The following is a 569-nucleotide window of genomic DNA, read 5'->3' on the forward strand; positions in this document are numbered from 1 at the left end:
CTTGCCGCGACCTTGCCCGGCCGCACCACGCTGGAAGCGGATGGCATGCTGGTGCTCAATTTGGAGGGTCATTTCGGCTTCAACGGCTCGCTGCTGCTGGCCGTGGCCCAACCTTCCGGCTTTGCCGCCTGGCTGTCGAAGGATGTCGACGAGGCGATCCGCCGCCTGCCGGCCGCCGGCTTCAAGGCCAAGGTCGACCTCTCGCAGAAGCGCCAGGCCTTCAGCGATCTCGAACTGATCCTGGGCAAGGCGAAGTTTTCCGGCCGCATCGATTCCAGCCAGCCCGACGATGCCAAGCCCTCGGTGCTGATGCGGCTTGAAGGCGGTGATCTCGATGTCGACGGGCTGGCGGCCTTCGCCTCGATCTTCGTCAGCGACAAGGGCGCCAATCGCTTTGCCGACCGCGACCTCGATTTCCAGATCAAGGCCGGGCCGGTCAACGCCGGTGGGTTGACCGCCGACACGGTCGACACGGCGCTCAGGCTGCGCGACGGGCTGCTCGAAATCGACCGGCTTTCGGTGGGCGGGCTGGCCGGCGCCTCGATCAGCGCCACCGGCCGGATCAAGGA

Annotated in this window: 1 pseudogene; it reads left to right on the top strand. The window is 66.8% G+C overall.

The window, feature by feature from the left end:
* Positions 1-569, top strand: a pseudogene (locus tag EN969_RS34420) (AsmA protein); the annotation flags it as partial.

Origin of the sequence: Mesorhizobium sp. M7A.F.Ca.CA.003.01.2.1 (genome assembly GCF_003998945.1) — a bacterium.
Classification (GTDB): domain Bacteria; phylum Pseudomonadota; class Alphaproteobacteria; order Rhizobiales; family Rhizobiaceae; genus Mesorhizobium; species Mesorhizobium ciceri.